Origin of the sequence: Arenimonas daejeonensis, from assembly GCF_007993735.1 — a bacterium.
Classification (GTDB): domain Bacteria; phylum Pseudomonadota; class Gammaproteobacteria; order Xanthomonadales; family Xanthomonadaceae; genus Arenimonas; species Arenimonas daejeonensis.
Window position 1 is genome coordinate 1,970,048 of the sequence record NZ_CP042453.1, and the last position, 25,573, is coordinate 1,995,620.

At 67.6% G+C, this 25,573-nt stretch carries 20 protein-coding genes and 5 pseudogenes; 9 read left to right on the forward strand and 16 right to left on the reverse strand.

Annotated features, from left to right (window positions below):
* The first annotated feature begins 6 nt into the window (after positions 1-6).
* Both FRZ33_RS09535 and FRZ33_RS09540 read left to right on the forward strand, forming a co-directional pair.
* Positions 7-447: an Hsp20/alpha crystallin family protein gene (locus tag FRZ33_RS09535; protein WP_146909295.1), complete on the forward strand. Its 441-nt coding sequence runs from the start codon at positions 7-9 to the stop codon at positions 445-447.
* Between the two features lie 131 nt (positions 448-578).
* Positions 579-1,464: pseudogene (locus tag FRZ33_RS09540) on the forward strand (DnaJ C-terminal domain-containing protein).
* Positions 1,465-1,522: 58 nt separating this feature from the next.
* Here FRZ33_RS09540 and FRZ33_RS09545 read toward each other — a convergent pair.
* The 9 genes from FRZ33_RS09545 to purB all read right to left on the reverse strand — a co-directional run bounded on the left by FRZ33_RS09545 (position 1,523) and on the right by purB (position 12,267).
* Entirely contained in the window at positions 1,523-1,891 is a 369-nt protein-coding gene (locus tag FRZ33_RS09545) for a response regulator (RefSeq protein ID WP_146909297.1), read from the reverse strand.
* Between the two features lie 61 nt (positions 1,892-1,952).
* Entirely contained in the window at positions 1,953-2,945 is a 993-nt protein-coding gene (locus tag FRZ33_RS09550) for a YhdH/YhfP family quinone oxidoreductase (RefSeq protein WP_146909299.1), read from the reverse strand.
* Positions 2,946-3,013: 68 nt separating this feature from the next.
* Positions 3,014-4,438 carry a dihydrolipoyl dehydrogenase gene (gene lpdA / locus FRZ33_RS09555; protein ID WP_146909301.1) on the reverse strand — a complete coding sequence of 475 codons (1,425 nt, stop codon included), beginning with the start codon at positions 4,436-4,438 and terminating at the stop codon, positions 3,014-3,016.
* 64 nt (positions 4,439-4,502) lie between these two features.
* Entirely contained in the window at positions 4,503-5,678 is a 1,176-nt protein-coding gene (gene sucB / locus FRZ33_RS09560) for a dihydrolipoyllysine-residue succinyltransferase (RefSeq protein ID WP_146909302.1), read from the reverse strand.
* Positions 5,679-5,706: 28 nt separating this feature from the next.
* Positions 5,707-8,532 carry a 2-oxoglutarate dehydrogenase E1 component gene (locus tag FRZ33_RS09565; RefSeq protein WP_146909304.1) on the reverse strand — a complete coding sequence of 942 codons (2,826 nt, stop codon included), beginning with the start codon at positions 8,530-8,532 and terminating at the stop codon, positions 5,707-5,709.
* Between the two features lie 204 nt (positions 8,533-8,736).
* A complete protein-coding gene (locus tag FRZ33_RS16260) occupies positions 8,737-8,967 on the reverse strand; it encodes a DUF7931 domain-containing protein (protein ID WP_484463043.1) in 231 nt (76 codons plus the stop codon).
* Positions 8,885-9,697, reverse strand: a complete 813-nt coding sequence (locus FRZ33_RS09570) for a GNAT family N-acetyltransferase (protein WP_227977751.1) — start codon at positions 9,695-9,697, stop codon at positions 8,885-8,887. Before FRZ33_RS09570 ends, FRZ33_RS16260 begins: the two co-directional genes overlap by 83 nt.
* Before the next feature lie 4 nt (positions 9,698-9,701).
* The gene (locus FRZ33_RS09575; protein WP_146909306.1) at positions 9,702-10,892 is read right to left on the reverse strand and encodes a cupin domain-containing protein; all 1,191 of its coding nucleotides are present in this window, start codon (positions 10,890-10,892) and stop codon (positions 9,702-9,704) included.
* 7 nt (positions 10,893-10,899) lie between these two features.
* Positions 10,900-12,267 (reverse strand): adenylosuccinate lyase, encoded by a 1,368-nt coding sequence (purB, locus tag FRZ33_RS09580; protein ID WP_146909308.1) that lies wholly within the window; start codon positions 12,265-12,267, stop codon positions 10,900-10,902.
* 145 nt (positions 12,268-12,412) lie between these two features.
* Here purB and FRZ33_RS09585 point away from each other — a divergent pair.
* A pseudogene (locus FRZ33_RS09585) lies at positions 12,413-13,818 on the forward strand (class II fumarate hydratase).
* A 9-nt stretch (positions 13,819-13,827) separates the two neighbouring features.
* Here the strand turns inward: FRZ33_RS09585 and FRZ33_RS09590 are convergent.
* The 6 genes and pseudogenes from FRZ33_RS09590 to FRZ33_RS09615 form a co-directional block, all read right to left on the reverse strand.
* On the reverse strand, positions 13,828-14,586 hold the full coding sequence (locus FRZ33_RS09590; protein WP_146909310.1) for a DUF4097 family beta strand repeat-containing protein: 759 nt from the start codon (positions 14,584-14,586) through the stop codon (positions 13,828-13,830).
* On the reverse strand, positions 14,583-15,173 hold the full coding sequence (locus FRZ33_RS09595) for a DUF2884 family protein (RefSeq protein ID WP_146909312.1): 591 nt from the start codon (positions 15,171-15,173) through the stop codon (positions 14,583-14,585). Before FRZ33_RS09595 ends, FRZ33_RS09590 begins: the two co-directional genes overlap by 4 nt.
* A 63-nt stretch (positions 15,174-15,236) precedes the next feature.
* Positions 15,237-16,226, reverse strand: a complete 990-nt coding sequence (locus FRZ33_RS09600) for a hypothetical protein (RefSeq protein WP_146909314.1) — start codon at positions 16,224-16,226, stop codon at positions 15,237-15,239.
* Positions 16,223-17,079: pseudogene (locus FRZ33_RS09605) on the reverse strand (ABC transporter ATP-binding protein). Before FRZ33_RS09605 ends, FRZ33_RS09600 begins: the two are co-directional and overlap by 4 nt.
* Entirely contained in the window at positions 17,076-17,444 is a 369-nt protein-coding gene (locus FRZ33_RS09610; RefSeq protein ID WP_146909316.1) for a GntR family transcriptional regulator, read from the reverse strand. Before FRZ33_RS09610 ends, FRZ33_RS09605 begins: the two are co-directional and overlap by 4 nt.
* 1 nt (position 17,445) lies before the next feature.
* On the reverse strand, positions 17,446-17,709 hold the full coding sequence (locus FRZ33_RS09615; protein WP_146909317.1) for a hypothetical protein: 264 nt from the start codon (positions 17,707-17,709) through the stop codon (positions 17,446-17,448).
* A 138-nt stretch (positions 17,710-17,847) separates the two neighbouring features.
* On the opposite strand from FRZ33_RS09615, the pseudogene FRZ33_RS09620 reads away from it, so the two are divergent.
* The 6 genes and pseudogenes from FRZ33_RS09620 (at position 17,848) to FRZ33_RS09645 (ending at position 21,791) form a co-directional block, all read left to right on the forward strand.
* Positions 17,848-18,413, forward strand: a pseudogene (locus FRZ33_RS09620) (glutathione peroxidase).
* Between the two features lie 158 nt (positions 18,414-18,571).
* On the forward strand, positions 18,572-18,781 hold the full coding sequence (locus tag FRZ33_RS09625; protein WP_146909319.1) for a hypothetical protein: 210 nt from the start codon (positions 18,572-18,574) through the stop codon (positions 18,779-18,781).
* The gene (locus FRZ33_RS09630; protein WP_227977753.1) at positions 18,730-19,362 is read left to right on the forward strand and encodes an FKBP-type peptidyl-prolyl cis-trans isomerase; all 633 of its coding nucleotides are present in this window, start codon (positions 18,730-18,732) and stop codon (positions 19,360-19,362) included. Before FRZ33_RS09625 ends, FRZ33_RS09630 begins: the two co-directional genes overlap by 52 nt.
* 89 nt (positions 19,363-19,451) lie before the next feature.
* The gene (locus tag FRZ33_RS09635) at positions 19,452-20,792 is read left to right on the forward strand and encodes a UDP-glucose dehydrogenase family protein (protein ID WP_146909320.1); all 1,341 of its coding nucleotides are present in this window, start codon (positions 19,452-19,454) and stop codon (positions 20,790-20,792) included.
* A gap of 14 nt (positions 20,793-20,806) precedes the next feature.
* The gene (locus FRZ33_RS09640) at positions 20,807-21,058 is read left to right on the forward strand and encodes a SlyX family protein (protein WP_146909322.1); all 252 of its coding nucleotides are present in this window, start codon (positions 20,807-20,809) and stop codon (positions 21,056-21,058) included.
* 19 nt (positions 21,059-21,077) lie between these two features.
* Positions 21,078-21,791 (forward strand): DUF2058 domain-containing protein, encoded by a 714-nt coding sequence (locus FRZ33_RS09645; RefSeq protein WP_146909324.1) that lies wholly within the window; start codon positions 21,078-21,080, stop codon positions 21,789-21,791.
* A gap of 379 nt (positions 21,792-22,170) precedes the next feature.
* On the opposite strand, the pseudogene metH reads toward FRZ33_RS09645, so the two are convergent.
* Positions 22,171-25,522: pseudogene (gene metH / locus FRZ33_RS09650) on the reverse strand (methionine synthase); the annotation flags it as partial.
* Between the last annotated feature and the right edge of the window lie 51 nt (positions 25,523-25,573).

The window sequence follows — 25,573 nt, forward strand, 5'->3', positions numbered from 1 at the left end:
CCAGACATGAGCCTTATCCGCTATACCGCCAGCAACCCGCGCGCCCTGCAGGACGAGATCAAGCAGGTGTTCGACAAGTTCCTCAGCGGCGACGACACCGACGCCTCCAGCGTGGTCACCAGCCAGTGGGTGCCGCGCGTGGACATCAAGGAAGAAGCCGACCGTTTCCTGATCTTCGCCGACCTGCCGGGCGTGGACCCGAATGCGATCGAAGTGCAGATGGACAAGGGCATCCTGTCCATCAAGGGTGAGCGCCAGACCGAGTCGGCGGCCCAGGGCGACCGCTATTCGCGCATCGAGCGCGCGCACGGCGTCTTTTACCGCCGCTTCGCGCTGCCCGACAGCGCCAACCCCGAAGGCATCACCGCCGCGGGCAAGCACGGCGTGCTTGAGATCAGCATCCCCAAGCGGCCCGAGACCACGCCGCGCCGTATCCAGGTGCAGTGATCCCGGCACGGCGGCCAGGGAAGGCCGCCGCGGCGGGATGCCCGCCGCCCCGTTTGCACGGGGCGGCGCGGGCCGGAGCGTACAATCGACCCGCGGCATGACCGCGGGTTTTCCTTTGCCAGAGGCAGACGATGCAGTTCAAGGACTACTACGAAACCCCTGGGCGTGGAGCCCACGGCCGGCGAGGCGGAGATCAAGACCGCCTACCGCCGCCTGGCGCGCAAGTACCACCCGGACGTGAGCAAGGAATCGGGTGCCGAAGAGCGCTTCAAGGCCGTCAACGAGGCCTACGAGGTGCTGCGCGACAGGAAAAACGCGCCGAGTACGACCAGTTGCGGGCCCACGGCTATCGTCCCGGCGAAGAATTCCGCCCCCACCGGGATTCGGCCAGGGCGGTTTTGGTGGCGGCGGCTTCCGCTTCGAACAGGATTTCGGCAGCGGTGGCGGTTTCAGCGACTTCTTCGAATCACTGTTCGGCGGCGGTCGCGCCGGACGGGCGCAGCCGCCGCAGGGTGATGTGCGCGCCAAGCTGGCGATCTCGCTGGAGCAGGCCTACACCGGCGGCAAGCAGCGCATCAGCGTGGACGGTCGCACCTGGAAGTGAACGTGCCGGCGGGCATCGCCCCGGGCCAGGTGATCCGCCTGGCCGGCCAGGGGCGGCGTGGCGGCGGCAAGGCGTCGGACCTGCTGCTCGAGATCGACTACCGGCCGCACGGCGAATTCGAGGTGGACGGCCGCAACGTGCTTTACACGCTGCCGCTGGCGCCGTGGCAAGCCGCCCTGGGCGCCAGCGTCAGCGTACCCACCCTGGGCGGTGCGGTGGCGCTGCGGGTGCCGCCGGATTCCGACACGGGCCGCAAGCTGCGCCTGCGCGGCCGCGGGCTGCCGGGCAAACCGGCGGCGGGCGACCAGATCGTCGAGATCGAAGTGCGGGCGCCGCGCGCCGAGACCGACGCACAGAAGGCGCTGTACCGGCAGATGGCCGAGGCCTTCGATTTCGATCCGGACCGGGCCTGAGCCGCAGGCAAGAAAAAGGCCCGCTTGCGCGGGCCTTTTCATCTGGAACCGGACTGCATCAACCGCCGGCCAGCAGGCCGTTGATGACATCGATCAGCTGGTTTTCGTTGAAGGGCTTGGTGATGTAAGCCTTGGCGCCCTGGCGCATGCCCCAGACCTTGTCGGTCTCCTGGTCCTTGGTGGTCACCAGGACGATGGGGATGTGGGCCGTGGTCGCTTCCTTCGAGATGGCGCGGGTGGCCTGGAACCCGTTGAGGTTCGGCATCACCACGTCCATCAGGATCAGGTCGGGCTTCTGGGCCTTGGCGGCTTCGACGCCGGCGGCGCCGTCTTCGGCGGTGAGGGCTTCGTGGCCCAGTTTCTCAACAATGCGCTTCATGCCCATCAGTTGGGACGGGGAATCGTCGACGATCAGGATGCGTGCCATGAATGGGCCTCCAACAGGTAGGTGATTGTATGCCGGGGGGCGGTCAGGGTGCAAGCCGAAGTCAGAGCCGGACGACCGTTCGTCCGAAGGATCCGCCTGCCAGCATGGTCGGGAAAACGCCGGGAAGCCCGTCCAGCGTGCTCTCGCGGGTGCAGATGGCGTCCAGATGGGCGGGTTTCCAGGCGCCGGAGAGGCGTTCCCAGACCTGCTCGCGCTGGCCCCGGGCGGTGCCGGCCGAGGCGATGCCGAGCAGGGACACGCCCCGGATTATGAAAGGCATCACAGTTGTTGCGAGGCCATGGCCGCCGGCCAGGCCGCAGCTGGCGATGTTGCCGTAGGGCTGGATGACGCGGGTGAGGGCCGCCAGTGCCGGGTCGCCGACGTTGTCTATGGCGCCGGCCCAGCGGGCGTTCTCCAGCGGGCGTTTCGCGCTGTCGAGCGTGTCGCGCGGGAAGATCTCGCGTGCGCCGAGGCGGCGCAGGAAGTCGGCGTGCTCGGGTTTGCCGGAAATCGCATGCGCCTCGTAACCGGCGCGGGTCAGGATGTCGATCGCCAGCGAGCCGACGCCGCCGGTGGCGCCGGTGACCACCACCGGGCCCATGCCGGGCGTCTGGCCGTTCATTTCCATGCGCAGCAGCGACAGGCCGGCGGTGAAACCGGCGGTGCCCAGCACCATCGCTTCGCGTGTCGTCAGGCCGGCGGGCAGGGGAATGGTCCACTCGGCCGGCAGGCGCACGAATTCGGAATAGCCGCCGTCGCGGGTTTCCGACAGGCCGCTGCCGGTGCACAGCACCGCGTCGCCTTCCTTGAAACGCGCATCGGTCGAGGCGACGACGCGGCCGGCCACGTCGATGCCACCCACCAGCGGGAAACGCCGCAGGATCTTGCCGCTGCCCGTGCCGGCCAGCGCGTCCTTGTAGTTCACGCTGGACCATTCGGCCTTGACCACCACTTCGCCGGGCGAGAGATCGTCGAGCGAGATTGACTCGATACCGGCGCGATGGCCGCCGTCTTCATGGATGCGGAAGGCGCGGAATGAGGCGGGAACGGTCATGGCGTGGCCCTCGGGGTGCTGAAACGACAAGAGGCGCCCGGGGGCGCCTCTCGCAGCGGATACCGCGATCAGTTGGCCTTGTGGATCGCGCGCTTGTCCACCGCCATGGCGGCGTCGTGGATGGCTTCCGACAGGGTCGGGTGGGCGTGGCAGATGCGGGCCAGGTCCTCGGCGGAGCCGTGGAATTCCATCGCCAGCACGCCTTCGTGCACCAGCTCGGACACACCGACGCCGACCAGGTGCATGCCCAGGATGCGGTCGGTTTCCTCGTGCGCGATCACCTTCACGAAGCCGGCCGGCTCGCCCATGGCGACGGCGCGGGCGATGGCGGCGAACGGGAAGCTGCCGGTCTTGTACGGAATGCCTTCGGCCTTGAGCTGCTGCTCGGTCTTGCCGACCCAGGCGATTTCCGGCTCGGTGTAGATGACCCAGGGCACGGTGTCGAGGTTGACGTGGCCCGGCAGGCCGGCGATGAGTTCCGCCACCGCGATGCCTTCCTCGAAGCCCTTGTGCGCCAGCATCGGGCCGCGCACGCAGTCGCCGACCGCCCAGATGCCTTCGACGCCGGTGAAGCAGTGTTCGTCCACTTCGACCATGCCGCGGGCATCGACCTTCACGCCGGTGCCTTCCGCCAGCAGGCCCTTGGTCGCCGCGCGGCGGCCGACTGACACGAGCAGCTTGTCGACCACGATCGACTGGTCGGCCTTGCCGTCGTTGTAGGTCAGGTGCACGCCGTCCTTCTTGACCTCGGCCTTGCTGACCTTGGCTCCGAGCTTGATCTCCAGGCCCTGCTTCTTGAACTCGCGCAGGGCGAGCTTGGCCACTTCGGCGTCGGCCGCGGCCAGGAAGTCGGGCAGGGCCTCGAGGATGGTGACCTCGGCGCCGAGGCGCTTCCACACGCTGCCGAGCTCGAGGCCGATCACGCCGGCGCCGATCACGCCCAGGCGCTTGGGCACTTCGGTGAAGTCGAGCGCGCCGACGTTGTCCACGATGTGCTTGCCATCGAACTTGGCGAACGGCAGTTCGATCGAATCCGAACCGGCGGCGATGACGACGTGCTTGCCCTGCAGCTCGACCTCGCTGCCGTCGTGCTGCTTCACCTTGACCACCTTGTTCGGGTGCAGGGTGCCGAAGCCGTAGTAGGGCGTGATCTTGTTCGCCTTGAACAGCATGGCGATGCCGCCCGTGAACTGCTTCACGATCTTGTCCTTGCGGCCGACCATCGTGCCGATGTCGATCTTCGCGTCCTTGGCCGTGATGCCGTGTTCGCCGAACAGGTGCTGCATGTTCCAGTACTGGCGCGAGCTGTCGAGCAGCGCCTTGGACGGCACGCAACCCACGCGCAGGCAGGTGCCGCCCAGGGCCGGCTTGCCGTCCTTGCCCAGCGCGGCGTCGATGCAGGCGGTCTTCAGGCCCAGCTGCGCGGCGCGGATGGCGGCGTGGTAACCGGCAGGGCCGGCACCGATGACGACGACGTCGTATTGCTCAGACATTGCGGAATTCCTTGTCGGTGGGACTCCTTCCCCGCTTGCGGGGAAGGCCGGGATGGGGTGGGCCTTACAGCCCCAGCAGCATCCGGTGCGGGTTTTCCAGCTGGTTCTTGATGTCCACCAGGAACAGCACCGCGTCCTTGCCGTCGATGATGCGGTGGTCGTAGGACAGCGCGATGTACATCATCGGCGCGATCACGACCTGGCCGTTCTCGGCGATCGGGCGCTCCTTGATGGCGTGCATGCCCAGGATGGCCGACTGCGGCGGGTTGACGATGGGCGTGGACATCAGCGAACCGAAGGTGCCGCCGTTGGTGATGGTGAAGGTGCCGCCCTGCAGGTCCTCGAGCTTGAGGCCACCCTCGCGGGCCGCCTTGGCGTAACCGGCGATCGATTCCTCGACGTCGGCGAAGGACATGTTCTCGACGTTGCGCAGCACCGGCGTGACCAGGCCCTTTTCGGTGGCGACCGCAATCGAGATGTCGGCGTAGCCGTGGTAGATCACGTCGTTGCCGTCGACCGAGGAGTTCACGATCGGATGCTTCTGCAGCGCGTTGGCGGCGGCCTTGGCGAAGAAGCTCATGAAGCCGAGCTTGATGCCGTGGGTCTTCTCGAACGGCTCGCCCAGCTCCTTGCGCATGGCCATGACCTTGCCCAGGTTGACCTCGTTGAACGAGGTCAGCATGGCGATGGAGTTCTTGGACTGCATCATGCGTTCGGCGATGCGCTGGCGGATGCGGGTCATCGGCACGCGCTGCTCGGGACGGGCGCCGCCGCCGACCTTGATGTGGTTGACCACGTCTTCCTTGGTCACGCGGCCGCCACGGCCGGTGCCGGCGACATCGGCCGGGTTGACGTCGTTGCGGGCGGCGTGGGCCGCGGCGCCCGGCGGCAGTTCGCTGCTGCCGGTCTTCGCGGCAGGCGCGGGAGCGGCGGCCTTGGCGGGGGCAGCTGCCGGAGCCGCGGCAGGCGCCGCAGCGGCCGGGGCAGGCGCGGCGGCGACCGCACCTTCCTCGATGATAGCCACGATCTGCTGGCTGGTGACGGTGTCGCCTTCCTTGAACTTGAGTTCCTTGATCACGCCGTCGACCGGCGAGGGCACTTCCAGCACCACCTTGTCGGTTTCGAGGTCGAGCAGGTTCTCGTCACGACGGACGCTGTCGCCGGCCTTCTTGTGCCAGGTGGCGATGGTGGCGTCGGACACGGATTCCGGAAGGACCGGCACTTTGACTTCGATGCTCATGGACGAGGTCCTGTGGCTTGGAATGGGGTTATTCGGCGGTGTGGTTGATGGGCGGGTTGACGAGGGCGTCCTCGATCAGCTTCGCCTGTTCGACGTTGTGCGTGCTCAGGTGGCCGGCGGCCGGCGCGGCCGAACGCGAGCGCCCGGCGTAGCTCAGCGACTGGCCCTTGCCCAGGCAGAAGTCGAGGTGGTGGCGGATCTGGTACCAGGCGCCCTGGTTCATCGGTTCTTCCTGGCACCACACGACTTCGCTGGCGCCGGAGAAACGCTTGAGTTCGGCCGCCAGCTCCGGGCGCGGGAACGGGTAGAGCTGCTCGACGCGCACGATGGCGACGTCGGTGATCTTCTTCGCTTCGGCGGCCTCGACCAGGTCGTAATAGACCTTGCCGCCGCAGACGACGACACGCCTGGTCTTCTTGGCGTCCTTGGCGGTGCTGTCCGGGATCAGGTTCTGGAATTCGCCCTTGACCAGGTCGTCGTAGCTCGAGACCGACAGCTTGTGGCGCAGCATGGACTTGGGCGTCATCACCACCAGCGGCTTGCGGGTGGCGCGCAGCATCTGCCGGCGCAGCATGTGGAACATCTGCGCCGGGCTGGTCGGCGTGCAGACCTGGATGTTGTCGAGCGCGCACAGCTGCAGGAAACGTTCCAGGCGCGCCGAGCTGTGTTCCGGGCCCTGTCCTTCGTAACCATGCGGCAGGAACAGCACCAGGCCGCACAGGCGGTCCCACTTGGACTCGCCGGAGGTGATGAACTGGTCGATCACCACCTGGGCGCCGTTGGCGAAATCGCCGAACTGGCCTTCCCAGATGTTGAGCGTGGTCGGCTCGGCGGTGGCGTAGCCGTACTCGAAGGCCATCACCGCTTCCTCGCTGAGCAGCGAGTCGATGATCATCACGTGTTCGGGATTGGCTGCCAGTCCGCGCAGCGGCAGGGTGGACTCGCCGGTGGCCTGGTCGTGCAGCACCGCGTGGCGGTGGAAGAAGGTGCCGCGGCCGGCGTCCTGGCCGACCAGGCGCAGCTTGTAGCCTTCCGACAACAGGCTGGCGTAGGCCAGGTTCTCGGCGAAGCCCCAGTCCATCGGGATCTCGCCGGTCATCATCTTGCGGCGGTCGTCGTAGATCTTGGCCACGCGCGGGTGCAGTTTCAGGTTTTCCGGCAGCGTATTGATGCGGGCCGCAAGCCCTTCCAGCACCGGGCGCTTGAGGCCGGTGGCGACCGCGTCCGACAGCTTGCCGTCCAGCCACGGTGTCCAGTCCACTGCGAAGGGGTCACCGCCGACCTTGGCCAGCTCGGTGGTGACTTCGCCCTTGTCGAGCGTGTCGCGATAGGTGTCCACCAGTGCCCTGGCGCCGGCGGCATCGATCACGCCCTCGGCCACCAGCTGCTCGGCGTAGAGCTCGCGCGTGGTCTTGCGGGCGCGGATGTTCTGGTACATCAGCGGCTGCGTGGCCGCCGGCTCGTCGGCCTCGTTGTGGCCGTGGCGGCGGTAGCAGACCAGGTCGATCACCACGTCGCGGCGGAATTCCTTGCGGAAGTCGAAGGCCAGCTGGGCGCAGAAGGCCACGGCCTCCGGGTCGTCGCCGTTCACGTGCAGCACCGGCGCGCCGATGATCTTGGCCGGATCGGTGCAGTAGAAGGTGGAGCGCGCATCGTCCTGGCGGCTGATGGTGAAGCCGACCTGGTTGTTGATGACGATGTGCACCGTGCCGCCGACCGCGAAACCGCGGGCCTGCGACATCTGGAACAGCTCCATGATCACGCCCTGGCCCGCGAACGCCGCGTCGCCATGGATCAGCACCGGCAGCACCTGCTGGCGCTTGCCGTCCTCGCGGCGCATCTGGCGCGCGCGCACCGAACCGGCCACGACCGGGTCGACGATCTCCAGGTGCGAGGGGTTGAAGGCCAGCGCCACGTGCACCGGGCCGCCTGGCGTGGCGACGTCGGCGGAGAAGCCCATGTGGTACTTCACGTCGCCGCTGTGCGCGGGATCTTCCGGGTGGTCGAACTTGCCCTCGAACTCGGCGAACAGCTTGAGCGGCGGCTTGCCCAGGGTGTTGACCAGCACGTTGAGGCGGCCGCGGTGGGCCATGCCGACCACGACGTCCCGGATGCCGTCGCTGCCGCCGCGGCGGACCAGTACGTCCATCAGCGGGATCAGCGAGTCGCCGCCTTCCAGCGAGAAGCGCTTCTGGCCGACGTACTTGGTGTGCAGGTAGCGTTCCAGGCCCTCGGCGGCGGTGACGCGCTCGAGCAGGCGCTTCTTCACGTCGGCGTCGAAGCCGTACCTGCCGGCCGCGCTTTCCAGGCGCTGGTGCATCCAGCGACGCTGGTTGGCGTCGGAAATATGCATGAACTCGGCGCCGATGCTGCCCGAGTAGGACGCGCGCAGCCGGGCCAGCAGTTCGCGAAGCTTGAGCTTCTTTTCCGGGAACCAGGTGTCGGCGGTGAATTCCTGGTCCAGGTCGGCCTCGGACAGGCCGTGGAAGGCCAGCTCCAGGTCGGGCGCGTCCTGCTTGGCCATCATGCCCAGCGGGTCGAGCTTCGCACCCAGGTGGCCGCGCGAGCGGTAGGCGGTGATGAGCTTGCCGACGGCGGCCTGCTTGCGCGCGGTCTCGTCGTCCATCGTGCCGGCCGGTGCGCCGGCGCGGGCGGCGGCCTGGACCCGGGCCATCACGGCCGAGTGCGGCACGTCGCCGGCTTCGCGGCCCTTGAAGCCGTCGAAGTAGGTTTTCCAGGTCGCGGGAACGCTGTCGGGATCGACCAGGTACTGCTCGTACAGGTCTTCGATGAAGGCGGCGTTGCCGCCGGCTAGTTGAGAGGTCTGCTTGAACTGCTTGATCAGACTATCCACGACCCTGGCCTGGCCCGCCGAAGGCGGGTAAGTGATTGATGGAATGGGATGTCGCGTGCCGTCGGTGGGCGGCGACAAGGCCCGCGATTATAGCCGGCACGGACGGGCTTTAGAACACGATCCCGGGCCGCCGGCAGGGCTTTCGACCCCTGCTTTGGTCACAACCGGCGTGCCGGTGCGGCGCGATTCAGGTGGACCCGGTGCTCAGATGCCCAGCACGCGCAGCTCGGTGCAGGGTCGCGAACGTTCCCAGACCCGGCCGAAATGTTCGGCCAGCTGGCGCGCACGCGCCGGCTGAGCCGGACTCCAGTCGCCGTCGAAGCGGCTGCCCAGCAGACGGAACAGGTAACCGTCACGGTCGTTGGCGAGGAAGGCCGAGGGATATTGCTGGTCCACCGGGTCGGTGGGCGTGCGGAACTGGAAGGCGGTGCTCATGCGCTGGGCCAGGGCCAGCAGCGGATGGCCGCTGCCCTGCACGGTGGCGGGTTCCTGCACTAAGGATCTGCACCACGCCGCCGCGCCCGGCGATGGCGAACTGCTTGAAGGCCTCGAGCACGGCCGGCTGCGCGTACAGGGCCGGCTCCAGGTCGCGGCTGTAGAGCCAGAGTTCGCGCCGCGCCGACTGCACCAGGGCCAGGGTGGCGTCGGTGGCGGCGGCCAGGCTGTCGAATTCCTGCACCGGCACCGATGGGCCGCGAACGGCGTGGGTCTGGCGTTCGGGTGGAAGCAGTGGCTCGAGCGTGCGGCGCATGGCCTGGTGTTCGATGCCAGCCTCCATGAAACGTTCGCCGTAGGGCACGAAGCCGTGGCGCGCGTAAAAACGTTCGGCGCTGACCTGGGCGTTGAGGGTGACTTCGGGCCAGCCCTGGGCCCGGGCCTGGTCCATCAGGGCCTGCAGCATGGCGTCGCCGACGCCCTTGCCGCGCCATTCGGGCAGCACGGCCATGCGGCCGATCTTGCGTTCCGGGGTGAGGCGGCCGGTGCCGATGGCGCGGTGCTGGTTGTCGCGGGCCAGCACGTGGCGGCAGTGCGGGTCGAGCTCGTCCCATTCTTCCTCGATCGGGACCTGCTGTTCGAGCACGAACACGGTTTCCCGGACCAGGCGCAGGTCCTGGAAATCGGCCTGGTAATCGGCGGGTTCGACCCGGAAATCGCTCTTGATCATGGGCTCAGCGGCGGCGTGCGGGCTTCTGCAGATGATAGTGGCCCTGGGCGAGCAGGGCATCCAGTGCGTTGCGACCCTCGGCGTCGAGGGCGGCGAAGGCCGCGTCGTCGATCACTTCGGCCGCGGCCAGCATCCGGGCCGACGCCACGCCCATGGCATAGGCCAGGCCGTTGGCGTGCAGGCGCGCACGTTTGCCCTCGCGCGCCCAGGCGTGGCGGGCATGTGGGTGGCGGTGCAGGTGGCCGCCCCGGGCCAGGGTGTCGGCGACCGCAGCCAGGGTCGGCGCCCGGGCCGGGCTGGCCAGCTCACCCGCGGCGCGGTACTGGGTGATGAAACGACCGAACCAGCGGCGCAGCGCGGTTTCGTCCAGCGTCTGCAGTTCCGACAGCGCGGCGCGCACGCGTGCGAAGGCGGCTTCGTCGATTTCGTGGGGATCGGCGGGCAGCGTGAGCTCGGGATCGGCGTAGCGGGACTCTTCCGGAACCGCGGCGGCCAGTTCCTCGACGAAGTCCAGCATCAGTTCGGCGCGCGAGGGTGCACGCATGCCGACCGAGAAGGTCAGGCAGGCGTCCTCGGCCACGCCGTGGTGTGGCACACCGGGCGGCAGGTAGAGCATGTCGCCGGGCGCCAGCACCCATTCGTGGTCCGGCGTGAACTCACGCAGCAGTTTCAGTTCGACGTCGGGGCGGAAATCCTTCGGTGCCTTCGGGTCGGTGTCGATCTGCCAGCGGCGGCGGCCGTGGGCCTGCAGCAGGAAGACGTCGTACTGGTCCACGTGCGCGCCGACCGAACCACCCGGCGCGGCGAAGCTGACCATGATGTCGTCCAGGCGCCAGGCCGGCAGGAAACGGAAGGCGCCGAGCAGCGCGCGCACGTCCATGTCCCATTTGTCGACGTCCTGGACCAGCAGGGTCCAGTCCTTCTTCGGCAGTTTCGGGAACGATTCCTCGGCGAAGGGGCCGTTGCGCAGTTCCCAGCGGTCGCGCTTGCGGTCATGCAGCACTATGCGGGCCAGCGCGGCCTCTTCGCAGGCCAGGCCGGCGAGATCCTCGGGCGTGATCGGCGAGACGAAACCCGGGAAGGCGTTGCGGACCAGCAGCGGGCGCTTCTGCCAGTAGTCGCGCAGGAACTTTTCCGGCGCCATGCCCAGCGGCGGCAGCCCGGCACCATCGACCTCGATCGGGAGCCGGGCCATGGCGGGCTCAGACCTCGCGGGCGAGGCGTTCGGCCAGGCCGGTGTAGCTGCCGGGCGTCATCGCCAGCAGGCGCTGTTTGGCCGGCGCCGGCAGGTCCAGGCCTTCGATGAAGGTACGCATGGACTCGGCGGTGATGCCCTGGCCGCGGGTCAGCGCCTTGAGCTGTTCGTACGGGTTGGGCAGGCCGTGGCGGCGCATGACGGTCTGCACCGGCTCGGCCAGCACTTCCCAGGCGGCATCGAGGTCGGCGGCCAGGCGTTCGGGGTTGGTGCTGAGCTTGCCCAGGCCCCGCTGCAGCGCGTCGAGCGCGATGATCGAATGGCCGAAGGCGGTGCCGAGCGCACGCAGCACGGTGGAGTCGGTGAGGTCGCGCTGCCAGCGGCTGATCGGCAGCTTCTCGGAGAAGTGCGAGAGCAGGGCATTGGCCAGGCCGAAGTTGCCCTCGGCGTTCTCGAAGTCGATCGGGTTGACCTTGTGCGGCATGGTCGAGCTGCCGACTTCGCCGGCCTTCACCGCCTGCTTGAAGTAGCCCAGCGAAATGTAGCCCCAGACATCGCGGCAGAGGTCCACGAGGATCGTGTTGATGCGGCGCTGCGCGTCGCACAGTTCGGCGATGCCGTCGTGCGGCTCGATCTGGGTGGTGTAGGGGTTGAAGTCCAGGCCCAGCGATTCGACGAAACGCTGCGCCAGCGCCGGCCAGTCGACTTCCGGATAGGCGACCACGTGGGCGTTGTAGTTGCCGACGGCGCCGTTGATCTTGCCGGGGAACTCGATGCCGTGCATCACCGCGACCTGGCGCTGCAGCCGGGCGACGACATTGGCCAGTTCCTTGCCGACCGTGGTCGGCGAGGCGGTCTGGCCGTGGGTGCGCGAGAGCATCGGCAGGGCGGCGTGTTCGTGCGCCATCGCCTGCAGCTTCTCCGCCACTTCCCAGGTCCTGGGCGCCACGACGGTGGTGTAGGCCTCGTTGAGCATCAGGGCGTAGCTGAGGTTGTTGATGTCCTCGCTGGTGCAGGCGAAATGCACGAACTCCAGGGCCGGGCCGAGCTCGGCGTCGTCCTTCAGGCGTTCCTTGATGAAGTACTCGACCGCCTTGACGTCGTGGTTGGTGGTGCGCTCGATCTCCTTGACGCGGGCGGCGTCGGCGACCGAGAAGCCGGTCACCAGGGCGCGCAGCCGGTCGATGGCGGGGCCGGAGAAAGGCGGCAGTTCGACGATGTGCGATTCGCTGGCCAGGGCCAGCAGCCACTCGATTTCCACCCGGACACGCGCCTTGACCAGGCCGTACTCGGAGAAGATCGGCCGCAGGGCCTCGGCCTTGGCGGCGTAGCGGCCGTCGAGCGGGGACAGGGCGGTGAGGGCGTGGTCGGACATCGGAAGGCTCGGCGGGCGGTGAAGACTGCCATTCTACCCGCTCCCCTGTGGGAGGGGCTTGAGCCCCGACGGCCGGAGCTTCGGGACTGAAGTCCCTCCCACACGAGCGCGTTATGCTCGGGGTCACGTCGCCAGGAGGGCCGCCATGGCCAGCAAGACCCGCCTCGAACACGACAGCCTGGGCGACCTGCAGGTGCCCGCCGAGGCGCTGTACGGCGCCCAGACCCAACGCGCCGTGCAGAACTTCCCGATCTCGGGGCTGCGCATGCCGCACGATTTCATCCGGGCGCTTGGCCTGGTCAAGGCCGCTGCGGCCGGGGTCAATGCCGGACTCGGGCACTTGCCCAAGGGCACGGCCGCCGCGATCCGCTCGGCGGCGCTGCAGGTGGCGGCCGGGGACCTGGACGGCCAGTTCCCGGTGGACGTGTTCCAGACCGGCTCGGGCACCTCCAGCAACATGAATGCCAACGAGGTGATCGCCAGCCTGGCTTCGTCGGGCGCGAAAAACCCGTGCACGCCAACGACCAGGTCAACATGGGCCAGAGTTCCAACGACGTCATCCCGACCGCGATCCAGGTCGCGGCCGTGCTGGCCTGCCGCGAACGCCTGCTGCCGGCGCTGAAACACCTGCGCGGCGTGATCGACAAGCGCGCCCGCGGCCTGGGCAAGGTGGTCAAGACCGGCCGCACCCATCTGATGGACGCGATGCCGCTGACCCTGGCCCAGGAACTGGGCGCCTGGTCGGCGCAGCTGGCTTCGGCCATCGAGCGTATCGAGGACAGCCTCAAGCGCCTGCGCCGGCTGCCGATCGGCGGCACGGCGGTGGGCACGGGCATCAATGCCGATCCGCGTTTCGGCAAGCGGGTCGCGGCGGAGCTGTCGACTTTGTCGGGCACACGTTTCGAACAGGCCGGCAACCTGTTCGAGGGCATCGCCTCGCAGGACGGTGCGGTCGAACTGTCCGGCCAGTTGAACGTGCTGGCCGTGGCGCTGATGAAGATCGGCAACGACCTGCGCTGGATGAATTCCGGACCGCTGGCCGGCCTGGGAGAAATCGAGCTGCCGGCGCTGCAGCCGGGCAGTTCGATCATGCCGGGCAAGGTGAATCCGGTGGTGCCGGAAGCGCTGTGCATGGTCTGCGCCCAGGTGATGGGCAACCACACCACGGTGACGGTGGCCGGCGCCAGCGGCAATTTCCAGTTGAACGTGATGCTGCCGGTGATCGCGCACAACCTGCTGCAGTCGATCGAGCTGCTGGCCAATGCCTCGCGTCTGCTGGCGGACACCGCCATCGCCGGTTTCAGCGTGCGCCAGGACACCCTGCGCAAGGCTCTGGACCGCAATCCGATCCTGGTGACGGCATTGAACCCGGTGATCGGTTACGAAAAGGCGGCGGCGATTGCCAAACAGGCCTATCGCGAAGGCCGGCCGGTGCTGGAAGTGGCGCGGGAAGTGACCGGCCTGCCGGAAAAACAGCTGCGGACCCTGCTGGATCCGGCCGCCCTGGCGAAGGGCGGCATCCATGGCAAACCGGGTGGCGGGGCGGGCTGAAACCCCGTCTCAGTCGTCGGCGGGCAGGGTGGTGCGACCACCGATACGGCTCGGCGAGACTTCGCCGCTGCCGACCTCGATCACGCGCAGGTCACCGGTGACTTCATCGACATCGGCGTCGCCGGAGCCGATCGAGGCGATCTCGACATTGCCGCCGACACGACGCAGGTCGACGTCGCCGGAACCGATGTCGCGCACCAGCACATCGCCGCGCACGCCGCTGGCTTCCAGGTCGCCCGAACCGACCGAGTCGACGCGCAGTTCGCCGACGTTTTCGGCGAGCACGTCGCCGGAACCGACTTCGACTTCGAGCAGGCCGGCAATGTCGCGCACCTCGATGTCGCCCGAACCGACATCGGCGCGCAGCGAGCCGAGGCCCGACACATCGGCATCGCCGGAACCGACCTTCACTTCATAGGCCAGGCTGGCCGGGAGCCGGGCGTCGATCTCCAGGTAGGCGTACTTCGGCTTGATCCAGCCGACCGAATAACCGTCGCGCCTGGCCACGATCACCAGGCGGTCGCCTTCGCGTCGCTGTTCGAGCGTGAGCTGCTCGAACAGTTCCGGCGAGGAAGCACAGGCGCGCGCGCCGAAGCGGGCATCCGCTGCACCGGAGGGTGCCAGGCGCAGGTCGTTGGAACCGATTTCGATCCGCACCGAGCGCACGCCGGCGAGGTCGAGGGTGAGCGAACGGTCCTGGCTGTGTTCGCAATCGGAAGCCGCCGCGAGGGCGGGGCAGAGCAGGGCGATCAGGGCGAGTGATTTCATGGCGTGTTGATCTCGGCGTGGCAGTCGTTGATGTCGTCCTCGTCCATGTCCGCATAGGGCGCGAACTCGGGCACGGCGGCGGCGAGGTCCTGTTCGGCCTGCCGCAGCGCCGGCAGCTGATCGCAGAGCGCGGCGGCACTGGCACGGATGCCCTCGGCTTCCTTTTTCATGCGTTCGTCCATGCTGGTCTGGTCGCCGCTGAATACCGCCACGGCGGCTTCCTTCATGGCCTTGGTGGCCAGCTCGGCCCCTTCCAGGCCGACCCGGGCGCCAGCTTCGGCAACGTCCGACAGCCGCTTGCGGTATTCGAGCGCCAGGGCGCGCTGCTTTTCATCCATCAGGACCGTCTTGCCGTCAATGATCAGGTCGCCGGTCGGGGTGATCTCGGCTTTCGGCAGATCCTTGTGGCCACGGTCGAGGCCGATGTTTTCCGTGGCCAGTTCAGCGCGGACCTCGGCGGCGACCTTGTCGGCCAGGCCGTCGATGCCACCCCGGGCCTCCGCCTGGGGGTCGGAATCACGGCTGCAGGCGGAGAGCAGGAAGGCAGCGGCCAGGAAGGAGGCGGAGAGGATTCGGCTCGGTTGCATGGCGGGTTTCCCGTTCGAAAAATGAAAAGGGCGGGAGGCGTCAGCCTCCCGCCCAAGTGGGACTCAACCTTCGTCGCGGGAGCGGCGGTAGTGGATCGCGGCGAAGATCATTGCCGCGCCGGCCACCACGCCAACCCACAGGTCGATGGTCGCGAAGGCGCCCCAGGCGTTCTGCGCCGAGAACAGCGCCACGATGTCCTGCGGGCCTTCCGGGTTGAAGCGCTGCATTTCCGGGTCGCTGCCGGCGCGGTACACCAGGTCCATGCCCGGCACGGTGCCCAACAGCAGGCGGCCGACCACGTTTGCCCAGAACCACTCGGCCTTCGAACCGAACATCTCCATCACGTCGAACCAGCTAACCAGCACGCCGGCGAACAGCGGCACCAGGAATGCCCACAGGAAGGGCTTGCTGCGCGTCCAGGCCGACACCAGCAGCAGCCAGCCGACGGTCGGCAGCGCCCAGGCGGCATAGACGGGCAGCGCCGCGACCAGGTGGAAGGCGATGGTGAGCGGGCTGGCCGGACCCCAGATCAGGTCGAACGGGTTGCCGCCGTGCATGGCCGCATAGGCGCTCAGGATCAGCAGGAAGCCGAACGAGGTGACGATGGCGGCGGCGGTGGCGATCACCGGGGCGACCACCAGTGCGCTGGCCAGCTTCGACAGCACGGTCTGGCCGTCGGACAGCGGCAGCGACTTCCAGAACAGGATGCTGCGGTCCTTTCGGTCGTCGTACAGCGCGCCCAGACAGTAGAAGAACACTACGAAGGCCAGCACGATGAAGGGCCAGGAGCCGGCCATCAGCGTGCCCAGGTCCAGTCCGCCACCCAGTTCCGCCATTTCCTTCGGCGTCAGGGTCTCGGTGAGCTGGCGCAGTTCCACGCCGTTCATCTGGATGCTTTCGCCGTCGTCAACGGAACGGCGCACGCTCTCGCCGGCGATGATCGCCATGATGCTGAGCAGCAGGAAGATCGCGCCGGTCACCACGGGGGCCCAGAAGAAGCCACCGCGATGCTCCCAGTATTCGCGCTTCAGGAGCCATTTGAAGGTGTTCATGCGTAGGTTCCTTTCATGGTGGCGACGAACAGGTCGGCAATGCCCGGGTTGCGCGTTTCGCCGTAACCGGCGAGTTCGCCGCGCGGCACGCCGTCGAACAGCATCACGGCCTTGCCGAATACCTGCCGCTCGTCGATCGGCTTCAGGCCGCGGGCCGCTTCGGTCTTGTCGGCCGGCACCATGACCTCGGTGAAGCGCTCGCCGACCTCGTCCATCGAAGCCGAAAGCACGATCTTGCCCTCGCGGATGAACATCAGGTCGGTGAGGATGTGCTCGATCTCCTCGACCTGGTGGGTGGTCACCACGATGGTCTTCTGCTCGTCGAAATAGTCTTCCAGCAGGTTCTGGTAGAACTGCTTGCGGTAGAGGATGTCCAGGCCAGGGTCGGCTCGTCCAGCACCAGCAGCTTGGCGTCGATCGCCATCACCAGCGCCAGGTGCAGCTGCACGATCATGCCCTTGGACATCTCCTTGACCTTCATGCCCGGCGTCAGCTTGGTGTGCGCCAGGTAGGCCTCGGCCTTCTTGCGGTCGAAGCGCGGGTGCACGCCGGCGACGAAGTCCACGGCGTCCTTTACCTTCATCCAGCGCGGCAGCACGGCCACGTCGGCGATGAAGCAGACGTCCTGCATCAGTTCGTCGCGTTCGGTGCGCGGGTTCTTGCCCAGCACCTTGAGCTCGCCCTCGAAGGGCACCAGGCCCAGGGCCGCCTTCAGGGTGGTGGTCTTGCCCGAGCCGTTCGGGCCGATCAGGCCGACGATGCGGCCGGCCGGGATGTCGAAGCTGACGCCGTCGACCGCGGGCTTGCCCTTGTAGGTCTTGCGGAGGTTCCTGGCGGAGATCACGGCGCTCATCGCTGGCTCTCCTTGTTCGCGCTGTTCATCAGCTTTTCGAAATCCAGGCCCAGGCGCTGGATGCGCTCGACCACCAGCGGCCACTCTTCCTTCAGGAAGCGGTCGCGCTCGGACGCCAGCAGCTTCTCCCGGGCCCCTTCAGTCACGTACATGCCAAGTCCCCTTCGTTTTTCCACGAGTTCTTCGTCCGCCAGCTCCTGGTAGGCGCGGGAGACGGTGATCGGATTGAGCTGGTACTCGGCGGCGATCTGGCGCACCGAGGGCAGGGCCTCACCGGGCTGCAGGACGCCGTCGAGCATCATGGCCACGACCTTGTCCTTGAGCTGACGGTAGATCGGCGCGCTGTCGTTCCAGGCGATATTCATCTCAGGACTCCTGGCGCGGCGTCAGGGCCGCGAAAGATACGTAGGGCATCGCCAGGTGCCGCTTCAGCGCGCCACGGCGGATCGTCCGGACGGAGGCGGCGGAGTCGGTGTTGGCCGTCTCGGCGTTCACGGCCTGGATCAGGGTCGCCGGGGCGGCTTCGGGGCTGGCCAGGGGGCGGGGCGGTTCGCCGAGCCCGAAGCCGACCACCACGAAGCCCAGCGCCACGGCCAGTCCGATCAGGTTGGTCTTGAATTTGGGGTACATACCGCCTCCCGGCTTGGTGAGGTAATGGATAGGTGTTGTAGGTAACTATAACACTAGAAAACGACCTGTCAACACCCCGTGCACACTTTTGGGACCAAACTGATGGCACAGACCGGCGTGGGCCGGGGAGGGCGTCAAATGAAGCTTTGGACATCCATGGCCATGGCCGGCCTGTTGGCCGCCAGCCCGGTCCTGGCCGGGGAAACCCTGCTGGACCGCGATTACCGTCAGTTGGCGGGCAAGGAAACCGTGAACCTGCAGGCCACCTATGGCGGGCAGGTGCTGCTGGTGGTGAACACCGCCAGCAAATGTGGTTTCACGCCGCAGTACGAAGGCCTGGAGGCCATGCACGCCAAGTACAAGGAGCGTGGCTTCGCGGTGCTTGGCTTCCCGTCCAATGACTTCATGGGCCAGGAGCCCGGCAGCGAGGAGGAGATCCAGGAGTTCTGCACGCTGACCTATGGCGTGAAGTTCCCCATGTTCGAAAAGGTCCAGGTGCGCGGCACGGAAGCGACCCCGCTCTACGCTGATCTTGCAAAGGCGACGGGGAAGCGCCGGGATGGAACTTCCACAAGTACCTGATCGATCGCGACGGCAAGGTGGTGGCGAGTTTCGGCAGCCGCACCACGCCCGACGACCCGAAACTGGTGGCCGAGATCGAAAAACTGCTGGCAGCGCCGCTGCCGGACAAGCCCGGGGCCTGATCGTTCCACGGGGTGCAGGGCCTGGTGTCCGGGCGGCTGGCGCGAAACCGCCAGCCGCCTGAACCGCAGGACAGCCCGCGATTGCCGTGGCGGCGGCGCCCCGCGACAATAGCCGGCGACGTGCCGACCCCGGCCCGCCCTTCAGGAGTGCTTCCGCAATGAATTCCGCCCTGCGTTTCGCCGCGCCGCTGGTCCTGGCCAGCCTGGTGCTCTCGCTCAGCGCCTGCAACAAGTCCGAGGACGAGCACGAGGCCGAGACGCCCGCCGCCGACGCCCAGGCTTCCGACACCGCCAAGACCGAACCGGGTGCCCCGCCGTGCCGGGCATCGCCGGTCTGGAAACCGAAAAGAAGCAGGTCAGCTACATGATCGGCCTGGACATGGCCAAGTCGCTGACGCCGATCAAGGACGACCTGGATGTCGAGGTGCTTGCCGAGGCGATGGCCACCGCGTTCGCCGGCGAAACCCCGAAGCTGACCGAAGAACAGTCACTGCTGGTGCAGGAGGCCTTCACTGCCAAGCTGCAGGCCAAGCAGGCCGCCGAGCAGGCTGAAAAGGCCGAAAAGGGCAAGGCCGAAGGGGCCGCCTTCCTGGCCGGAAACAAGGACAAGCCGGGCGTGAAGACGACCGAGAGTGGCCTGCAGTACCGCGTCGAGCGCGCCGGCAATGGCGCCACGCCCGCCGCCACCGATGTGGTGCGCGTGCACTACAAGGGCACCCTGCTGGACGGTACCGAATTCGACAGCTCCTACGAGCGCGGCCAGCCGGCCGAGTTCGGCCTCAACCAGGTCATCCCGGGCTGGGCCGAGGGCGTCGCCCTGATGCCGGTCGGCAGCAAGTACACCTTCTGGATCCCGTCCGAGCTGGGTTACGGCGACAGCGGCGGCGGCCCGATCCCGCCGAACGCGATGCTGACCTTCGAGGTCGAACTGATCGAGATCGTCAAGTAATCGTGCCAACATCGTCCGGCGCCGGGAGTCCTCCCGGCGCCGGTTTGTTTTTCAGGGCAGGCTGTCCGTCTGTCGTGGGGTAGGCGTATATGCGAGTCACGGTATTCGGCACGGGTTATGTAGGCCTGGTCACTGGCGCCTGCCTGGCCGAGGTCGGCCACGAAGTCGTGTGCGTGGACATCGACCAGGCCAAGGTCGAAGGCCTCGAGCGCGGCGTGATTCCGATCTACGAGCCCGGCCTGGAAGACCTGGTGCGGGCCAACCATGGTGCCGGGCGCCTGGCCTTCACCACCGATGCCATCGGTGCGATCGCGCACGGCGAGATACTGTTCATCGCCGTCGGCACGCCGCCGGACGAGGACGGCAGCGCCGACCTGCAGTACGTGCTGGCGGTGGCGCGCACCATCGGCAAGCACCTGTCACGGCCGGTGGTCGTGGTGAACAAATCCACGGTGCCGGTGGGCACCGCCGACCGCGTGCGCGAGGCGATCGCGGCCGAGTTGTCGGCGCGCGGTGCCGATATCGCCTACGACGTGGTCTCCAACCCGGAATTCCTCAAGGAGGGCGCGGCGGTGAACGACTGCATGCGCCCCGACCGCATCGTGCTGGGTTCGCGCAGCCCCGCGGCCATCGAACGCATGAAGCGGCTGTACGCGCCCTTCAACCGAAACCACGAACGCATCGTGGTGATGGACGAACGTTCGGCCGAACTGACCAAGTACGCGGCCAATGCGATGCTGGCGACCAAGATCAGCTTCATGAACGAGATGGCCAACATCGCCGAGCGGGTCGGGGCGGACATCGAGATGGTGCGCCATGGCATCGGTTCGGACCCGCGCATCGGTTATCACTTCATCTACCCGGGCGCCGGTTACGGCGGCTCGTGTTTCCCGAAAGACGTGCAGGCCCTGGGCCGCACCGCCCGCCAGCACGGCTACGAGGCCCGACTGCTGGAATCCGTGGAAGCGGTGAACCTGAGCCAGAAGGGAAAGTTGTTCGAGCTGGTCGGCCACCACTTCGGTGGCGCGCTGGCCGGAAAGACCTTCGCCCTCTGGGGCCTGGCCTTCAAGCCCAATACCGACGACATGCGCGAGGCGTCCAGCCGCACCCTGGTCGAACAGCTGCTGTCCGCCGGCGCCCGCGTGCGGGCGCACGATCCCGAGGCGATGGGCGAAGCACGGCGCATCTTCGGCGAGCGTGAAGGCTTGGCGTACTGCCGGACCCCGGCCGAAGCGGTCGACGGCGCCGACGCCTTGATCGTGGTGACGGAATGGAAGGCCTACTGGAACCCGGACTTCCAGGCACTGGCGGCGACGCTGCGCGGTCGCGTCGTATTCGATGGCCGCAACATCTACGACCCCGCCACGGTCGAAGCCGCCGGCCTGGCCTACTACGGCATCGGGCGCGGGCGCAGCCTGCTGCCGCGCTGACCGGGGAGATGACGATGCCGTCCACTGACCAGACAGGACTTCCGCCAGCGGACGCCGCCAGGCTTGAACAGCGCGTGGCGGAGCTCGAGACCCGCGTTGCATTCCAGGACCAGGCCTTGACCGAGATGAGCGACGCCCTGGCCGCAGCGCGCATGGAAGTCGCCCGCAACACCGAAATGCTGCAGCGTGCACTGACCGACCTCAAGCAGGTCCGCACGCAGCTTTACGCGGATCCCGGTGACGAACCGCCACCGCCGCACTACTGAAGAACGAAGGCAAGTCACGATGAGCAATTCCCTGCGCGAGAAACTTCTGGGCCTGGGCTTCAAGGCGCCGGAGCCCGAGCGCAAGCCTGAACCGCGCCCACGCAACGACCGTCGCCCCGATGCCGGCGCGCAGAAGCCGGGTGAGCGGCGTGGCGAGGGTCGTCCGCGCCCTTCGGGCGGCAAGCCCGGGGACTCGCGTCCGCGTACGTCGGGCAAACCCGGTGAACCGCGACGCGACGGCAAGCCGGGGCAGGGCGCCGACGCACGGCGCAGCGGCAAGCCGCGTCCCGCCAAGGCGCGCAGCCAGGAAGAGATCGACCTGGCCAAGGCATACGCCATCCGCGCGCAGAAGGAAAAGGAAGAACGCATCGAAGCCGAACGCCTGCGCCAGGAAGAGGCGCGCCAACGCCGCGAGGCCAAGGCCAGGCTGGCGGAATTCCTGAAGGACAAGTCGCTCAACGACCCCGCGGCCGAGATCGCCCGCCACTTCCCCTACGGCGGCAAGATCAAGCGCATCCACGTCACCGAAACCCAGCTCAAGGCGCTCAACGCCGGCGAACTGGGCGTCGTGCAGTTGGACGGACGCTATCTGCTGGTGGCGGCCACGCTGCTGGCCGAGGTCGAGGCGATCTTCGCGCCGGCGGTGGCATTGCGCGTGGATCCGGACGCGCCCGCGGGCGACGATCCTTACGCCGATCCGCAGTACCAGGTGCCTGACGATCTGGTGTGGTGAAAGCCGGGGTCAGAGCACCTTTTTCATGGGGCCGAAAAAGGTGATCTGACCCCTCGCGATTTATTCCGGGTCGTAATCGAGGTTGGAAGCGAGCCAACGCTCGGCCTGTGTCAGCGGCACGCCCTTGCGCCGCGCGTAATCGGCGACCTGTTCGCGCGACAGCCGGCCGACCACGAAGTACTGGCTGCCCGGATGCGAGAAGTACAGGCCACTGACTGCGGCGGCCGGGTACATCGCGAAACTTTCGGTCAGCCGCAGGCCGGTGTGCTTCTCCGCCTCCAGCAGGCGGAATATCGTCGCCTTCTCGCTGTGCTCGGGGCAGGCGGGGTAACCCGGGGCGGGACGGATGCTGGTACTGCTCGCGGATCAGCGCCTCGTTGTCCAGCGCCTCGTCCGGTGCATAACCCCAGATCTCGGTGCGGACACGCTGGTGCAGGCGCTCGGCCAGCGCCTCCGCCAGGCGGTCGGCCAGGGCCTTGAGCAGGATCGCGTTGTAGTCGTCGTTGTCGGCCTCGAAACGCGCCACGTGCGGTTCGATGCCCAGGCCTGCGGTCACCGCGAAGGCACCCACCCAGTCCTGGCGGCCGCTGTCGGCGGGGGCGATGAAATCGGCCAGGCACAGGTTCGGCCGGTCGTCGGGTTTGTCGGCCTGCTGGCGCAGGCAGTGCAGCACGGTCTTGCCGGCCGTACCCGCATCCAGATGGATGTCGTCGCCGACCGCGTTCGCCGGCCACAGCCCGACCACTGCCCTGGCCGTCAGCCACTTCTCGCGCAGGATGCGATCGAGCATCGTCTTCGCGTCTTCGAACAACTCCCGCGCCTGCGCCCCGACCACGGCGTCGTCGAGTATGACCGGGTAACGGCCCGCCAGCTCCCAGGTCTGGAAGAACGGCGTCCAGTCGATGACGTCGAGCAGGTCATCCAGCGGGTAGTCGTCGAAAACGGTGAGGCCGGGCTTGAGCGGAGCCGGTGGTGCGTAGTCGTTCCAGCCGCCGTCGAACTTCTTCCTGCGCGCGCGTTCCAGCGGCATCAGCGGCTTGGCGTCGCCCTTGTTGGCGTGGCGGGCGCGCACCTCGGCGTAATCGGCATCGTTGGCCGCGACGAAGGGCGCACGCAGGTCCACGCTGAGCAGCGACTGCATCACGCCGACCGCGCGCGAGGCGTCCTTCACCCAGACCACCGGCGAGCCGTAGTGCGGGTCGATCTTGAGCGCGGTGTGCGCGCGCGAGGTGGTGGCGCCGCCGATCAGCAGCGGGATCTCGAAGCCCTGCCGTTTCATCTCCTTGGCGACGTGGCTCATTTCCTCCAGAGAGGGCGTGATCAGGCCGGACAGGCCGATGATGTCGGCCCGTTCTTCGCGGGCACGGTCAAGAATCGTCTGCGCCGGCACCATCACGCCCAGGTCCACCACGTCGAAGTTGTTGCAGGCCAGCACCACGCCGACGATGTTCTTGCCGATGTCGTGTACGTCGCCCTTCACCGTGGCCATCAGCACCTTGCCCTTGGGCTTGCCGCTGTCGCCGTTGAGGGCCTTCTCGGCCTCGATGTAGGGAATGAGGATGGCGACGGCCTTCTTCATCACGCGGGCCGACTTCACCACCTGGGGCAGGAACATCTTGCCGGCGCCGAACAGGTCGCCGACCACGTTCATGCCCGCCATCAGGGGGCCTTCGATCACGTCCAGCGGGCGCGCCGCGGCCAGGCGGGCCTCTTCGGTGTCGGCCTCGACGAACTTGTCTATGCCATGCACCAGGGCGTGCTTGATGCGCTCGGCCACCGGGGCATCGCGCCAGGCCAGGTCCTCGGTGCGGACCTCGCCTTTCTTCGACTTGTGCAAGTCGGCTTCGGCGAGCAGGCGTTCGGTGCCGTCGCTGCGGCGGTTCAGCACCACGTCTTCGACCGCCTCGCGCAGCGCCGGCCCGATGTCGTCATACAGCGCCAGCGCGCCGGCGTTGACGATGCCCATGTCCATGCCGGCGCGGATGGCGTGGTACAGGAACACCGCGTGGATGGCCTCGCGCACCACGTTGTTGCCGCGGAAGGAGAAGGACACATTCGACACGCCGCCCGAGACGTGGCTGAGCGGGAAGCGCTGCTTCAGCTCGCGGGTGGCATCGATGAAAGCGACGGCATAACCGTCGTGCTCCTCGATGCCGGTGGCGATGGCGAAGATGTTCGGGTCGAAGATGATGTCTTCGGGCGGGAAACCCGCTTCGTCGACCAGCAGCCTGTACGCGCGCGAGCAGATCTCGACCTTGCGCTCGAAGGTGTCGGCCTGGCCGGTCTCGTCGAAGGCCATCACGACCACGGCGGCGCCGTGGCGCCGCACCTTGGCGGCATGTTCGAGGAAAGCGGCTTCGCCTTCCTTCATCGAGATCGAGTTGACGATGGCCTTTCCCTGCACGCACTTCAGGCCGGCCTCGATCACGCTCCACTTCGAGCTGTCGATCATTACCGGCACCCGGGCGATGTCGGGCTCGGCGGCGATCAGGTTGAGGAAGCGCGCCATGGCCGCCTCGGCGTCCAGCATGCCCTCGTCCATGTTGATGTCGATCACCTGGGCGCCGTTCTCGACCTGCTGGCGGGCCACCGCCAGCGCGTCGTCGTAGCGTCCCTCCAGGATCAGCTTCTTGAACTGGATCGAACCGGTGACATTGGTGCGTTCGCCGACGTTGACAAAATTGGTCTGCGCAGTGATGACGAAGGGTTCCAGGCCGGCCAACCGCGTATGCGGTTCAAGCGACGGCAGCGCCCGTGGTGGCAGTCCGGCCACGACCGCGGCGATCGCCGCGATGTGCTCGGGCGTGGTGCCGCAGCAGCCGCCGACCAGGTTCAGCAGGCCGGCTTCGGCGAATTCGCGCAGCACACCGGCGGTTTCCTCCGGTCCCTCGTCGTAACCGCCGAAGGCGTTCGGCAGGCCGGCATTCGGATGGCAGCTGACGTGGGTGTCGGCCACCTGCGACAGCATGTCCACGTGCGCGCGCAGGTCGCGGGCGCCGAGCGCGCAGTTCAGGCCGATGGACAGCGGCCGCGCGTGCCGCAGCGAGTACCAGAAGGCTTCGGCGGTCTGTCCGGACAGGGTGCGGCCGCTGCGGTCGGTGATCGTGCCCGAGACCATCACCGGCAGCCTGGCGCCGAGCGCCTCGAACAGTTCCTCCAGCGCATACAACGCCGCCTTGGCGTTGAGCGTGTCGAATACCGTCTCGACCATCAGCACGTCGGCGCCGCCCTCGACCAGGGCGCGCGCGGCCTCGACGTAGTTCTGCAAGGGTATCGAAGTCGATGTTGCGGTAGCCGGCGTCCTCGACTTTCGGGCTGATCGAAGCGGTGCGGCTGGTCGGCCCCAGCACGCCGATGACGAAGCGCGGCTTCGACGGGTCCAGCGCCTCGAATTCGTCGCAGCAGGCGCGCGCCAGGCGGGCGCCTTCCCGGTTGAGTTCCGGCACCAGGTGTTCCAGCCGGTAGTCGGCTTGCGAGACCGCGGTCGAGTTGAAGGTATTGGTCTCGACCAGGTCGGCACCCGCGGCCAGGTAGGCCTTGTGCACGCCGGCGATGACGTCCGGGCGGGTGAGGGTGAGAAGGTCGTTGTTGCCCTTGAGATCACTCTCGCAGCCGCAGCCCGGCCCGTGAGCATGGCCTTCGGAGAAGCGAAGCCCATCGAACCCCTGCGCGAAACGCTCGCCGCGGTAGGCGGCTTCGTCCAGCGAATGGCGCTGGATCATCGTGCCCATCGCGCCGTCGATCACCAGAATGCGCCGGGACAGTGCCTCGATCAGCGCCGC

What these genes read in the sequence shown, in the direction of transcription:
- FRZ33_RS09635 (WP_146909320.1), top strand. Translation starts at nt 19,452, where the DNA reads ATGCGAGTCACGGTATTCGGCACGGGTTATGTAGGCCTGGTCACTGGC.
- FRZ33_RS09595 (WP_146909312.1), bottom strand. Translation starts at nt 15,173, where the DNA reads ATGCAACCGAGCCGAATCCTCTCCGCCTCCTTCCTGGCCGCTGCCTTC.
- FRZ33_RS09550 (WP_146909299.1), bottom strand. Translation starts at nt 2,945, where the DNA reads ATGACCGTTCCCGCCTCATTCCGCGCCTTCCGCATCCATGAAGACGGC.
- FRZ33_RS09535 (WP_146909295.1), top strand. Translation starts at nt 7, where the DNA reads ATGAGCCTTATCCGCTATACCGCCAGCAACCCGCGCGCCCTGCAGGAC.
- FRZ33_RS09600 (WP_146909314.1), bottom strand. Translation starts at nt 16,226, where the DNA reads ATGAACACCTTCAAATGGCTCCTGAAGCGCGAATACTGGGAGCATCGC.
- FRZ33_RS09640 (WP_146909322.1), top strand. Translation starts at nt 20,807, where the DNA reads ATGCCGTCCACTGACCAGACAGGACTTCCGCCAGCGGACGCCGCCAGG.
- FRZ33_RS09610 (WP_146909316.1), bottom strand. Translation starts at nt 17,444, where the DNA reads ATGAATATCGCCTGGAACGACAGCGCGCCGATCTACCGTCAGCTCAAG.
- purB (WP_146909308.1), bottom strand. Translation starts at nt 12,267, where the DNA reads ATGTCCGACCACGCCCTCACCGCCCTGTCCCCGCTCGACGGCCGCTAC.
- FRZ33_RS09625 (WP_146909319.1), top strand. Translation starts at nt 18,572, where the DNA reads ATGAATTCCGCCCTGCGTTTCGCCGCGCCGCTGGTCCTGGCCAGCCTG.
- FRZ33_RS09570 (WP_227977751.1), bottom strand. Translation starts at nt 9,697, where the DNA reads ATGATCAAGAGCGATTTCCGGGTCGAACCCGCCGATTACCAGGCCGAT.
- FRZ33_RS09615 (WP_146909317.1), bottom strand. Translation starts at nt 17,709, where the DNA reads ATGTACCCCAAATTCAAGACCAACCTGATCGGACTGGCCGTGGCGCTG.
- sucB (WP_146909302.1), bottom strand. Translation starts at nt 5,678, where the DNA reads ATGAGCATCGAAGTCAAAGTGCCGGTCCTTCCGGAATCCGTGTCCGAC.
- FRZ33_RS16260 (WP_484463043.1), bottom strand. Translation starts at nt 8,967, where the DNA reads ATGAGCACCGCCTTCCAGTTCCGCACGCCCACCGACCCGGTGGACCAG.
- FRZ33_RS09590 (WP_146909310.1), bottom strand. Translation starts at nt 14,586, where the DNA reads ATGAAATCACTCGCCCTGATCGCCCTGCTCTGCCCCGCCCTCGCGGCG.
- FRZ33_RS09645 (WP_146909324.1), top strand. Translation starts at nt 21,078, where the DNA reads ATGAGCAATTCCCTGCGCGAGAAACTTCTGGGCCTGGGCTTCAAGGCG.
- lpdA (WP_146909301.1), bottom strand. Translation starts at nt 4,438, where the DNA reads ATGTCTGAGCAATACGACGTCGTCGTCATCGGTGCCGGCCCTGCCGGT.
- FRZ33_RS09575 (WP_146909306.1), bottom strand. Translation starts at nt 10,892, where the DNA reads ATGGCCCGGCTCCCGATCGAGGTCGATGGTGCCGGGCTGCCGCCGCTG.
- FRZ33_RS09545 (WP_146909297.1), bottom strand. Translation starts at nt 1,891, where the DNA reads ATGGCACGCATCCTGATCGTCGACGATTCCCCGTCCCAACTGATGGGC.